Below are 11,430 nucleotides of genomic sequence, written 5' to 3'. Positions count from 1 at the left end.
TTTAGTTTATAATAGGATGCTATGAAATTCAGTGTCATTGCATCCGACGGCAACTCACGGGCAGGGATAATCGAGACGGAGAGGGGGCTTGTCCTCACGCCCCAGTTTATGCCTGTAGGCACCCTGGGTACTGTAAAGTCCATCTCCCCTGAGGAGCTTGGGGGTGCAGGTGCAGAGGTGATGCTCTGTAACACCTATCACCTTTACCTGAGGCCGGGACACGAGACCATAAAAAGACTCGGCGGGGTTCAGAAGTTCATAAGCTGGCCGGGGCCTGTACTTACAGACAGCGGGGGGTTTCAGGTATACAGCCTATCGAGGCTGAGGAATATCACGCGGGACGGGGTGGAGTTCCGTTCACATATAGACGGCTCCCTGCATTTCATAGGCCCTGAGAAGGCGATGGAGATACAGCAGGCGCTTGGAGCCGATATAATCATGGCCTTTGATGAATGCACCCCCTACCCCAGCACATATGATTATGCCCTGAATTCCCTGAGACTGACCACAGCGTGGGCAAAGAGGTGCAGGTCTGCTCATCCCGCAGGCTCTTCCCAGGCCCTTTTCGGCATTTTTCAGGGCAGCACTTACAGGGACCTCCGCTTAAAAAGCCTTGAGGATATAGTTGAGATAGGGTTTGATGGGTATGCTGCGGGGGGGTTGAGTGTTGGAGAGCCCAAGGAATTAATGTATGAGATAATTCATGCTACGGGGCCTGTAATGCCTGCTGTGAAGCCGAGGTATCTTATGGGTATTGGCGACCTCCTTGATGTGCTTGAGGCCGTAGAGGCCGGCTATGATATTTTTGATTGTGTGATGCCCACAAGGAATGCAAGGAATGGAACGCTATTTACCTCAACAGGGAGGATCAGCATCAAGAGGGCCGAGTTCAAGGAGGACCCTTCCCCACTTGACCCGGAGTGTTCCTGTTATACATGCCGGAATTTCTCGCGTGCATATCTCAGGCACATGTATCTGTCAAGGGAGATACTTTCCATGAGGTTGAACACCATACACAACCTGAGTTTTTACCTGAGATTCTTCAGGCTGATGAGGGATTCCATTGTGATGGGGAAGTTTGCAGAATTTAAACGAAAATGGAGAGATACCCTTGAAAGGAATTTCGTAACTCTTCAGTCTCAGACGCTCAGAACTTCTTGATTTTATATTTGTTTATCTTGTTTCTTACCGTATTTCGGTTGAGTCCAAGGAGTTTTGATGCCTGGAGCTGATTCCCCTCTGTCTTTTCCATGGCGAGTGTCAACAGCGCCCTTTCAACCTCTGAGATTACCGTGTCATAAAGGGCGATACCTCCCACTTTCTGTATCTGGGATAAGTAGCCCTTGAGTTTGTGCCTCAAAAACTCCTCAACCGTACAGTGATAGAGCCTTCGGCTCTCCTTCCTGAGTCTTTTAAGTTCAAATGCCCTCTCCACTACAGCCCTGAGCTCATCACAGTCTACAGGCTTCATGGTATAGGAAAAGGCGCTATCCATTATTGCATCGATTCCTGCCCTCCTTTTACCATCTTCAATCATGACTATGGAGAGGAGGTCTGTGTTCAGGTCATTGAGACTCCGAAGGCAATCAAGACAATCACCATCGGATAATCGGCTGTCAATCAGGACAATCTGTGAATCCCTTGATACCTTGACTCCCGAGGCAATGTCTTTTTTCACCTTTACATCGATATCAGACTGCCTGAACGTCGTCTTTACAATATCGGTTGTTGATGGGTCCGAGCTTATCAGTAAGATCTCTTCTTTAGATATTGACAAAGGGTCCTCTATTTTTATAAGATAAAAAGTATCTAAACTTATAGACTAAGGAGGTTTTTTTCAAATGCCGGTATATGAATATACATGTATAAAATGCAAAGAGACTTTTACTCTCTTACAGAGGATCGGAACTACAGAAAAGGATACCATATGCCCCCGTTGCGGTTCAAGTGAAATAAAAAAACTTGTCACATCTTTTTCCTGTTCTGCCTCCGGAGATGGCTTGCCGGGGCTGAGCTCAGGCTTTTCAGGCGGGACCTGAGGCCCTTCTTCATGCTGAGCAGTTGCTCAGCTTTTTCCCTGCAGGTTCCGGTTCAGGCAGCAGTATCCTGACAGCCGTTCCCTTACCCTCCTCGCTCTCTATCTTCATCTCCCAGCCATGAGCCCTTACAAGGTGTTTTACAATTGCAAGGCCAAGCCCTGTCCCCCCAAGCTCTCTTGAACGTGAAGGGTCAACCCTGAAAAATCTTTCACCAAGCCTTGACAGATGCCTCTTTGGAATCCCCATGCCTGTATCCTCAACCGAGATTATGTATCCCGTGGCCTGCCTCCTGGCCTTTACAGCCACACGGCCTGCCTCTGTAAACTTTACGGCATTGTCTATGAGGTTTGTAAGTATCTGTGTCAGCCGGTGGGGGTCGGCCTCAATCTCTGTGCACCCCTTCTGCATATCCTTTTCAAGGGATATCCCCTTTCCACGGCAAAGTGTTTCAAAACCTTTAAAGACATCGTCAACCAGGGGCTCAAGCGGGAGTGACCTTTTTTCAAGAGGCATTGCACCAAATTCAATCCGTGAGAGTTTTATAAGGTCTCCTATTAAACGGTCCATTCTTTCAGTATGGGATTTTATGGTATTAAGAAACCTTAGTGCATCATTCCTGTCTTCTATTGCACCGTCAAGCAGGGTTTCTGTAAATCCCCTTATGGCGGTTATTGGGGTCTTGAGTTCATGCGAGACATTTGCAACAAAATCCCTTCTTGTCTCGTCCGTTCTTTTACCTTCTGTAATATCCCTGAACACGATCATTGCCCCTGTATACTCCCTGCTTGCCGAAGAATGTGACTTGTTTTCAGTGATACTGTTGCCAAAAAAGGGGATGGCCTTTATCAGGAGATATTTATCAATGGGTTCGATGAAGGCCTCTTTTTTCAAAGACCTGTCCGTCCTGATTATCCCGATTAACTCGGTAAGCTCAGGCACCCTTATTACCTCGTTCAGGCCCCTGCCCCTGAGGTTTGACGACTTAACATTAAAAAGGGCTTCAAAGGCAGGATTAACAAACCTGACCACATCGTTGTTATCAAGAAGGACAATGCCATCGGGAAGATTCTTCAGCGTGGATTCCAACCTGTGGCTCTGTTCATTTGCTTCGTGTATCTTTTCTTCAAAACTCTCTGCTATCCTGTTCAGACCTGATACAATCCCGGAAAACTTTTCTCCCTTTTTAAGAAAGAGGCGTTTTTTGAGATTTCCTTCCGATAGCTCCTGAATGAAACCGGTGATTTCCTTAATCTTTCTGTTTAAGTATATGTCTCTTATCAGGAGATAGAGGATAAGTAACAGTGCCAGGGGAAGAATGATTTCATGCAATATGTTATATATGGCTACACCTCTTCAGCAAAATAGTAACCAACTCCTCTTCTCGTAAGGATATATGCCGGAGTTGACGGGTTGTCCTCCACTCGTTCCCGCAGCCTCCTTATATGAACATCAACAGTCCTTGGCTCTACATAGGCATCGTCGCCCCAGACCGCATCAAGCAGTGAATCCCGGCTAAAAACCCTCCCGGGCCTCTCGGCAAGATAGAGAAGCAGCTTGAATTCCCTGATGCTGAGGGAGAGGGGCAGGCCATTTTTTTTCACAGTGTATTTCTCTCTGTCAATCTCCAGGTTGCCGATTTTCAGCACACCCTTGCCGTCTCCGCCATCTCTTTTTAATCCGGAACGTCTGAGGACTGCGTTTACCCGTGCCACCATCTCTCTCGGACTGAAGGGTTTTGTAATATAGTCATCGGCCCCAAGCTCAAGCCCCAATATCCTGTCAATCTCTTCTCCCTTTGCAGTCAACATTATGATAGGCATATCCGACAGTGCGGGGTCTTTCTTCAGAATCCTGCACAACTCCAGACCGTCCATCTCCGGAAGCATCAGGTCAAGGATGACAATGTCAAATTTCCCCTCCCGGATCTTCTTTAACGCCTCTGTTCCACTACGGGCGCTGTCTGTGACGAACCCCTCTTTCCTGAGATTATATACTACAAGGTCAATGATATCCGGTTCATCGTCAACTATAATTACACGTTTGTTGTTAGACATTGCCAGCCCCTCTTTTCAATAAATGCTTTTTCACATTAATTAAACGTATTTTACCATAATAAATATATAAACAACAGGAAGTTGACCAATCAGCCAAGTGGCATTTTATTATAACAGGCATGTATAATAGGGTTTATATCAGCCACCGGGCAATACCGACAACAGAAGCTCTTAAGCATGCCTGACATAAAAAACTGTTGACACTTTTGATAAAGTTGGTTATTGTTATATAAGAACTAATATTTGTGAAAGGAGAATTGATATGAAAGCAACTTTTATTTTCCTGATTATATCACTTTCACTGCTCATGCCTTTACGCATTATGGCCGGAGAGAGTGAGTATGTGGAGTACACTGTTAAAAAGGGTGATACCCTCTGGGACATTACAGGAGGCAAGTTCGAAGACCCATTCCTGTGGCCGAATGTCTGGAAGGAGAACCCAACGGTGAAAAACCCCGACCTTATCTTCCCCGGACAGCATCTGAGGCTTCCGCGTTACATGTTGCAGAAACAGATCAACATCAGGCTTCCTGAAGAAAAAGAGGTCAGAAAGGAACAACCTGTGCCTGTGGAAAAGATTGAGGAGAAGGCCATTACGATTGCACCACGGCAACCCTTTGTGGTTGATGCGGACATGATCGCTGCAAGCGGCTATATTGACAAGGTAATTCCAGGGGTGGGGAAAATTGTTGCAACTCCGGATGAACGGACACTTATCGGAAAGGATGATCTTGTATATATAAAACTATATAATAATGCCGTGCCGGAGAATGGAAAGAAGTTTTATGCCGAACGTTCACTGGGAGTGATAAGGCATCCATCAACCGGTGAAGTACTCGGCAACCTGATTGAATTAACCGGGGTTATTGAGGTGACAGGTCGGGAAGCGGGATTCACCAAGGCGAAGGTGATAAAGTCCTTTATAGAAATCCAGAAAGGAGACCCTATCGATAATTACTATCCCATCGAATCCTTTCCGCTTGTTAAAGGAAAGTCTCCGGCTGTGAGCGGAACAGTTGTTGCTGCCAGGGACCTGAGGCTTATCAGTGGTAACTACGATATTGTGTATATTGACCGTGGTTCAGTTGATGGGGTTGTCCCGGGAAGTACTTTCACCCTTGTCTCGGCTGAAAAGCCAAACAGGCCGATAGGCAAGATTCAGGTGATAAGTACGAGACAGAAAAGCGCTACTGCCATTGTTACAAAGAGCAAAACTGCTATTACGAGAGGGGATTATTTTTAGACTTCGTTAATAAAAAAGTTCTCTCTCTTTTCCCTGCCTATTGTTGACTGGGGACCGTGACCAGGCAGAACTACAGTATCCTCGGGCAGGGACATGAGACGTTTAAAAGACTCTTTCAGCAGGTTAATGTCTCCGCCGGGGAAATCCGTTCTCCCTACGGAACCCGCAAAGAGTGTATCCCCGGTTATCACGATTCCATTGCCATAGAGGCATATCCCTCCGGGGCTGTGCCCGGGTGTATGTATTACCCTGAAGACAAGATTCCCTGTCTTGATCTCGTCACCTTCTGAAATAAAAATGTCCGGGGGAGGCAGGGGGTCTACGTCATAGCCCCAAAGGGCGGCCATATCCCGTGCTGCCTCGTAAATTTCAGACTCTTTTTTGTGAATAACTATCTGTGCTCCGGTATTTTCCCTGAGTTCAGGTATGGCGCCTACGTGATCAAAGTGTGTGTGCGTACAGACAATGTGCCTTACCTTCAGGTTATCAGCTGTTATTAAATCCAGAATCCTGTCAGGTTCATCTCCCGGGTCTACAACAATTGCCTCCCTGTTTTCAGCATCATAAACAATATAACAGTTTACCTCAAGCTGTCCGACTACTATGGTTTTTATCTCCAAACCCATCGTTATATCACTCCTGTCTTGTGAGTATGTGGTATTTTATCCGAAACCGATATTTACAAAAGAGGTTGTCTGTGTTTAGCAGTACCCGGAGGTGACTGCTAAAAAAAGAAAGGCAGGATAAGTTATCCCGCCTTTCCGTGGATCTGAATAATTGTAAGTCTTTGTAAAGAAAGAGCCTGTAAAGATTTAGAAGAAGCTGTTCTGGCTCATGAGAATACCCAGTGATACCAGCAGGGCATAAATTGCCAATGATTCAATCATGGCAAGACCTATGATGAGTATCATCATAATCTTTCCTGACGCCCCTGGGTTTCTTGCTACACCCTCACATGCCTTACTCAAACCGATTCCCTGGCCTATTCCGGTCCCAAGGGCAGCGATACCAATACCGAGAGCAGCTCCCAGCACAGCAAAGGCCTTGGCATTAGAACCCGCCACAACGGCTGCTGCTGCCTCTTCTGCAAAAGCAAGCGGGGCAAGTAAACAGACTATGGCGAGAGTAAGAAAAATCACGGCAGTTTGTTTTTTCATCGGTCCAACCTCCTTTCATAAAGACTAATATTAATGTGCCTCTTCTACGGCACCGGCAAGATACATGATACTTAGTAACACAAAGACAAAGGCCTGAACAAGTCCGACAATCACGCCCAGTCCGAGAACGAGTACAGGTATTCCAATGGGAGTTAATACGGCAAGAACTGCAAGCAGGATATGTTTTGCCATCATATTACCGAAGAGCCTGACAGACAGGGTTACGGGCCTGACCAAGTGTCCGATGACTTCAATAAAGAACATCATTATCATCAGGGGCAGTGCAAAGATGGAACGCATCGGTCCGAGAAAGTGTTTGATATATTTAAACCCGTGAACCTTCACCCCATAGTAATGTGTGGCAAGAAAAACCGGAATGGCACATGAAGCCGTAGTGTTTATATTGGCTGTCGGGGAGTCGAATCCAGGGATCAGGCCCATGTAATTACAGACCAGTATGTATATGCCGAGTGTCCCGATCAAGGGAAAGAAGGTTGCTGTCCAGTGCTCCCCGATGGTCTCCTCACAAAGGTTGTAGATGGCATCAATTACCATTTCAATAAAGTTCTGAAACCCGGACGGTACAAGCTTTATAGAGGCCCTGACGAGGATTGCCATCAGGATGAGTATGCCCATTGCAAGCCAGGAATATGTTACATATGGGGGGACCCCCGGAATGTTTATCAGATAACCGCCACCTTCCACCTTTGCCTCCTTTTGAGACCACGTTTCAATAGTCTGCCTGTTTTCTTTCAGTGTTGAAAAGTGGTGTTATATTACTAATCTTGCAGGAAAATGTCAAGATCCCGGCGTTTTATTTTTTTAATAGCCCTATTGATTGCCTCAATAGGGGGGTTCAGTGTCAGGTCAAATTTATACCCCTACAAAGAGGTCGAGCTGCTGGAGGTGTTCTCCGGGAAAGCTGATCGGGTACTCGTTGGTAAAGCAGGCATAGCAGAAATCATCAGGGCTGGGTATCACGCTTCTGAGTCCCTCAATCGAAAGATAGGACAGGGTGTCGGAGGTTATATACTTTTTTATCTCTTCAACCATATGAGTGGCTGCAATCAATTCATTCCTTGTGGGGGTGTCGATACCGTAGAAGCAGGGCCCTACAGTGGCCGGAGAGCTTATCCTCATATGCACCTCCCTGGCCCCTCCCACCTCTCTCAGCATCTTGACGATTTTTTTACTCGTTGTGCCCCTGACAATGGAATCATCCACCACTATCACCCTCTTGCCTTTCAGTATCTCCCTCACGGGGTTCAGCTTGATCTTCACCCCGAAGTGTCTTATGGTCTTTTTCGGCTCAATAAAGGTCCGTCCTATATAGTGGTTACGGATAAGCCCGAGGTCAAACGGTATTCCCGATTCCTCGGCATACCCGATGGCAGCGGGCATGCCGCTGTCCGGAACAGGAATTACAAGGTCGGCATCTATATGAGCTTCAATGGCCAGTTGCCTGCCAAGTTTTTTTCTTATGGCATTTACATTTACGCCATCAAAGATGCAGCTGTCCGGTCTTGCAAAATATATGAATTCAAAGACACAATGAGCCTTGCGGGAAGAGTGAAGCGCCTTTATTGAGTTAAGGCCGTGTTCATTGATAACGAGCATCTCACCGGGCTCTATATCCCTTATGTATTCAGCGCCGATGAGATCAAGGGCGCATGTTTCCGATGCAACGACATAGGCGCCATCGAATTTTCCGAGGGACAAGGGCCTCACCCCGTAAGGGTCCCGTATGGCTATCAGCTCGTTTTCTCTCATTACGAGCAGGCTGAAGGCGCCGGAGACATGCTGAAGGGCCTGGATGAGCCGCTGCTTAAAAGAGTCCCCACGGCTGTGGGCAGTCAGGTGAACAACTACCTCACTGTCTGAGGAAGACTGAAATATTGCCCCCTCTTCTTCAAGCCTCCCTCTGAGTTGAGCGGCATTGACAAGGTTTCCATTGTGAGCGATTGCTATGGTACCGAGAGAGAAGTTGGCAACCAGGGGCTGAACATTCTTTATAGAACTGCTTCCAGATGTTGAGTAGCGGTTATGGCCGATAGCGATATATCCGGGAAGCCTTTTTAACCGCTTTTCAGTAAAGATGTCTGCAATAAGCCCCATGGATTTTTCGATATGGAGATGTTTTCCGTCAGAGGAACATATACCTGCGCCTTCCTGTCCCCTGTGCTGAAGGGCATAGAGGCCGAGATATGCAAGGTTGGACGCCTCGGGATGGCCGTATACACCAAAAACCCCGCACTCTTCCTTGATATCATGTATGTATTTATTTATAGCAGGCACTTTCAAGACAGGAATCTTTTAACCAGGCCAGGCATCCGGGTTGAGCGCTGCACAAAGCGCAGCATATTTTCGGTTGATAACATACACATCACAATATACATCCCTGATATCAGACTTTATCATAAAACTTTAACATTTTCAGCACCAAAACAGCAAAAACTCCTAAATACCCCCTTGACAGAAAAAGAGAAAGTGGTAAAATTGATATATGCATATCGACTCTTACACTTTTGGCAGAATCGTGATCGATGGAAAGAGCTACACATCTGATGTGCTCGTTTTTCCTGAAAGGGTTGTCTCGCCATGGTGGCGCAGTCAAGGTCATCTCCTGCAGATGGAAGACCTTACCGAGGTGCTCAGGGAGAGGCCGGAGGTCTTGATTGTTGGGAAGGGCTTTTCCGGTCTGATGAAGGTCCCGCAGGGGCTGATAGATGAACTTGGAAGTATGGGAATAAAAGTAATCGCTGAAAGGACCAACCGCGCAGTAACGATTTTCAATGATTGCAAGGGGAGTCGTGTGGCTGCAGCGCTTCATCTGACATGCTGAGTGCAGACGTGCTAAACGCGTTGCCGGCAATTACCATTGATGACTCAGTTTATCCCTCAGCGTCTCAATATCCGCCGTTATCTCTACATCAGGGATAGAATCAAGGAAAGCCCTGCCATACGCCTTCCTCTTTATCCTGGTATCCAGCACCGCCACAATCCCCTTGTCCGTGGCTGTCCGGACAAGCCTGCCAAAGCCCTGCTTGAAAGTGATAATAGCCTGGGGTACCTGGTATTTATGGAAGGGGTCTTCGCCCCTTGCGGAGATTGCCTCCATCCGTGCCTCTACAACAGGGTCTGTGGGCACTGCAAACGGGAGCTTTGTAATCACCACGCACTGAAGGTCGTTACCAGGTATGTCTATGCCCTGCCAGAACGTGTATGTCCCGAAAAGCACGGTGTTATCCAGGGCCTTGAATGCCTCAATAAGGCTGTAGCTGTCGGCATCCCCCTGCCTCAGCACCCTGAGCCCCTTGAGCTTAATCCTCTTCAGCACCTGCTCAATCATGCCGTAACTCGTAAAGAGCACGAGGGTCCTTCCCCCTGTGACAGCCAGTATCTTTTCTATCTCCCCGGTAATCCCCGGGATATAGTCATCAGCCCTCGGGTCTGTATTATTTTCAGGGATGTAGAGAAGGACATTCTTCTTGTAGTTAAACGGAGAGGACAGGGATAACGTCTCAGTCCCCTCAAGACCGAGCCTTCCGGAGATATAGGAGAAAGAACCCCTCACGGAAAGGGTTGCCGAGGTGATGATAACAGGACTGATTACATCAAAGAGGTGCTCCCTCAGGATGCTGCCGGTCTCAACAGGAGTTGCAACCAGCCTTGTCCTCCTGCCATCCACTTCCGCCCAGTATACGTACCTCTCCAGCTCCTGATTAACCGTTATCTGCAGGGACTGAATAAATGCCCTGCATCTCTCCTCTATTGCCTTCAAATCCCGCTTCTCTTCCTCGGATACCGTGGTATCGGCGAGGTTGCCGATCTCTTCTCTCAGTGCATCAAGGTGCTCTGTGATGATATCCATAAACTGACCCTTCCGCCGGACACGGATCGATTTCCGTCCGTCAAGCCACTCAGAGACATTCAGAAAGAAACGTTCACCCTGCTGCCTCACCCTCTCTGTCAGGGCTGCAATCTCTGATAACCTCCCTGCATCAAGACTGCGGAGCCTGAGGAGGATTCCCTTTCTTCGGGAACTGTGTATGGAATTAAGCAGATAGTAGAGGCGTGTATTTGACGCCTCTACGCCGAGATAATCCGATGCCACCCGCTCAATCTCGTGCCCCTCGTCAAAGACAACCGCCTGAAATTCAGGCAGCACATTCCACCCTGATGCCATATTGGCAAAGAAGAGGTGGTGGTTTGTCACAAGTATCTGACTCTTTCTCTCCACAACCTTTGCCTTCTGATAAAAGCATTTATTGTAAAAGCGGCAGTCCCTGCCGTGGCAGAGGTCCGACTCCCTGCTCACCTTTGACCATATCTTAAGTGGAAGGGCAATCTCCATATGCAGCCCGGTTTCAGTATCACCTGCCCATGAAAGCAGCTCGGAGAGACCTGCCTCCTCTCCGGCCTCAAAGAGTCCGTGCTGCCTGCTGATACTGAGCCTTCTCAGGCAGAGGTAGTTTTCGCTGCCGAGGCAGAGCGTGAATCTCAGTTCAGGGAAGAGGTGTTCTTTTAAAAAGGGCAGGTCATTCTCCACAAGCTGCCGCTGCAGGGTTTTTGTATAGGTGGAGACAACAACCCGCTGTGTCTCTTCACTCTTGAAATGCTTGATAATCGGGATGAGATAGGCGAGGCTCTTGCCGACACCTGTGCCTGCCTCTACAATAAGGTGTCTGTCCTCCATGAGGGCATTCATGATTGCCCCGGCCATTTCGAGCTGCTGCGGACGGTCTTCATAATTCACAAAACAGGAGGCAATCGGCCCGGTGCCGTGAAAGCAGGTTTTTATATCAGCCAACTCAACAGACATCTGAAATTATATCATAATTTTCATAATTCACCGTCTTGTAATCTTCTTTCAGTCCTGCCTTGCAGGCTTTTTAATAAATACCCTATAATGGACAAAGAGCACCAGGAACATATCA

12 protein-coding genes are annotated in these 11,430 nt (G+C 47.6%); 4 read left to right on the top strand and 8 right to left on the bottom strand.

Going from position 1 to position 11,430, the window contains the following annotated elements; genetic code table 11:
- Positions 1-21: 21 nt before the first annotated feature.
- Positions 22-1,161 carry a tRNA guanosine(34) transglycosylase Tgt gene (tgt, locus tag VST71_03570; GenBank protein MEC4684797.1) on the top strand — a complete coding sequence of 380 codons (1,140 nt, stop codon included), beginning with the start codon at positions 22-24 and terminating at the stop codon, positions 1,159-1,161.
- On the opposite strand, the gene VST71_03565 is transcribed toward tgt, so the two are convergent.
- Positions 1,148-1,777: a helix-turn-helix domain-containing protein gene (locus VST71_03565; GenBank protein ID MEC4684796.1), complete on the bottom strand. Its 630-nt coding sequence runs from the start codon at positions 1,775-1,777 to the stop codon at positions 1,148-1,150. The genes tgt and VST71_03565 overlap by 14 nt on opposite strands.
- A 64-nt stretch (positions 1,778-1,841) precedes the next feature.
- Between VST71_03565 and VST71_03560 the strand changes: the two genes are divergently transcribed.
- Positions 1,842-2,039 (top strand): zinc ribbon domain-containing protein, encoded by a 198-nt coding sequence (locus VST71_03560; GenBank protein MEC4684795.1) that lies wholly within the window; start codon positions 1,842-1,844, stop codon positions 2,037-2,039.
- A 9-nt stretch (positions 2,040-2,048) separates the two neighbouring features.
- On the opposite strand, the gene VST71_03555 is transcribed toward VST71_03560, so the two are convergent.
- Positions 2,049-3,368, bottom strand: a complete 1,320-nt coding sequence (locus VST71_03555; protein ID MEC4684794.1) for an ATP-binding protein — start codon at positions 3,366-3,368, stop codon at positions 2,049-2,051.
- A gap of 14 nt (positions 3,369-3,382) precedes the next feature.
- Positions 3,383-4,093 (bottom strand): response regulator transcription factor, encoded by a 711-nt coding sequence (locus VST71_03550; GenBank protein ID MEC4684793.1) that lies wholly within the window; start codon positions 4,091-4,093, stop codon positions 3,383-3,385.
- Between the two features lie 262 nt (positions 4,094-4,355).
- Between VST71_03550 and VST71_03545 the strand changes: the two genes are divergently transcribed.
- Complete coding sequence (locus VST71_03545) at positions 4,356-5,336, top strand: LysM peptidoglycan-binding domain-containing protein (protein ID MEC4684792.1); 981 nt, start codon at positions 4,356-4,358, stop codon at positions 5,334-5,336.
- On the opposite strand, the gene VST71_03540 is transcribed toward VST71_03545, so the two are convergent.
- From VST71_03540 to purF, 4 genes are all read right to left on the bottom strand, one after another.
- On the bottom strand, positions 5,333-5,962 hold the full coding sequence (locus VST71_03540) for an MBL fold metallo-hydrolase (GenBank protein ID MEC4684791.1): 630 nt from the start codon (positions 5,960-5,962) through the stop codon (positions 5,333-5,335). The two genes, VST71_03545 and VST71_03540, sit on opposite strands and share 4 nt — an antisense overlap.
- Positions 5,963-6,148: 186 nt before the next feature.
- Positions 6,149-6,493, bottom strand: a complete 345-nt coding sequence (atpE, locus tag VST71_03535; GenBank protein MEC4684790.1) for an ATP synthase F0 subunit C — start codon at positions 6,491-6,493, stop codon at positions 6,149-6,151.
- A 30-nt stretch (positions 6,494-6,523) separates the two neighbouring features.
- Entirely contained in the window at positions 6,524-7,198 is a 675-nt protein-coding gene (atpB, locus tag VST71_03530; protein MEC4684789.1) for a F0F1 ATP synthase subunit A, read from the bottom strand.
- 168 nt (positions 7,199-7,366) lie between these two features.
- A complete protein-coding gene (gene purF / locus VST71_03525) occupies positions 7,367-8,788 on the bottom strand; it encodes an amidophosphoribosyltransferase (protein MEC4684788.1) in 1,422 nt (473 codons plus the stop codon).
- Positions 8,789-8,996: 208 nt separating this feature from the next.
- On the opposite strand from purF, the gene VST71_03520 reads away from it, so the two are divergent.
- On the top strand, positions 8,997-9,335 hold the full coding sequence (locus VST71_03520) for an MTH938/NDUFAF3 family protein (GenBank protein MEC4684787.1): 339 nt from the start codon (positions 8,997-8,999) through the stop codon (positions 9,333-9,335).
- A 30-nt stretch (positions 9,336-9,365) separates the two neighbouring features.
- On the opposite strand, the gene VST71_03515 is transcribed toward VST71_03520, so the two are convergent.
- The gene (locus tag VST71_03515; GenBank protein MEC4684786.1) at positions 9,366-11,303 is read right to left on the bottom strand and encodes a helicase C-terminal domain-containing protein; all 1,938 of its coding nucleotides are present in this window, start codon (positions 11,301-11,303) and stop codon (positions 9,366-9,368) included.
- Positions 11,304-11,430: the final 127 nt, after the last annotated feature.

The sequence above is a fragment of the Nitrospirota bacterium genome, from assembly GCA_035873375.1.
In the GTDB taxonomy this organism is placed as follows: Bacteria; Nitrospirota; Thermodesulfovibrionia; order Thermodesulfovibrionales; family JdFR-85; genus BMS3Bbin07.
This window is presented reverse-complemented; position numbering and strand designations above follow the sequence as displayed.

Excerpts from the sequence above, each read along its gene's own strand:
- VST71_03520 (MEC4684787.1), top strand. The coding sequence starts at position 8,997 with ATGCATATCGACTCTTACACTTTTGGCAGAATCGTGATCGATGGAAAG.
- VST71_03550 (MEC4684793.1), bottom strand. The coding sequence starts at position 4,093 with ATGTCTAACAACAAACGTGTAATTATAGTTGACGATGAACCGGATATC.
- VST71_03560 (MEC4684795.1), top strand. The coding sequence starts at position 1,842 with ATGCCGGTATATGAATATACATGTATAAAATGCAAAGAGACTTTTACT.
- VST71_03545 (MEC4684792.1), top strand. The coding sequence starts at position 4,356 with ATGAAAGCAACTTTTATTTTCCTGATTATATCACTTTCACTGCTCATG.
- VST71_03540 (MEC4684791.1), bottom strand. The coding sequence starts at position 5,962 with ATGGGTTTGGAGATAAAAACCATAGTAGTCGGACAGCTTGAGGTAAAC.
- atpE (MEC4684790.1), bottom strand. The coding sequence starts at position 6,493 with ATGAAAAAACAAACTGCCGTGATTTTTCTTACTCTCGCCATAGTCTGT.
- tgt (MEC4684797.1), top strand. The coding sequence starts at position 22 with ATGAAATTCAGTGTCATTGCATCCGACGGCAACTCACGGGCAGGGATA.